The organism is Bradyrhizobium sp. LeoB3 (genome assembly GCF_055456055.1).
Genome location: NZ_JBVBEF010000402.1, coordinates 1 through 362 on the forward strand (window position 1 = coordinate 1; position 362 = coordinate 362).

At 68.5% G+C, this 362-nt stretch carries 1 protein-coding gene; it reads left to right on the forward strand.

From position 1 onward, the window contains the following. A partial coding sequence (locus ACZXDY_RS46510; RefSeq protein WP_464350104.1) for a transposase occupies window positions 1–362 on the forward strand: 362 nt, incomplete at both ends.

The following is a 362-nucleotide window of genomic DNA, read 5'->3' on the forward strand; positions in this document are numbered from 1 at the left end:
GCCGATCCGAAGCATTTGGGGGCCAGGATCGGCATCACCTCCGTCTTGCACACCTGGGGCTCGGCGATGACCCATCATCCCCATGTGCACATGATCGTGCCGGGCGGCGGCATCTCGCCCGACGGCCAGCGCTGGGTGTCCTGCCGGCCGGGCTTCTTCCTGCCCGTGCGCGTACTCTCCCGCCTGTTCCGGCGGCTGTTCCTGGAGAAGCTCGTCGCCGCGCACCAAGCCGGCCGCCTGAGCTTCTTTGGCAATCACGCTCCTCTCGCCGAGGCCCCATCCTTCGCGGCCTTCCTCACACCGCTGCGCAAGACCGAATGGGTCGTCTACGCCAAGCGGCCGTTCGGCGGACCGGAGGCGGT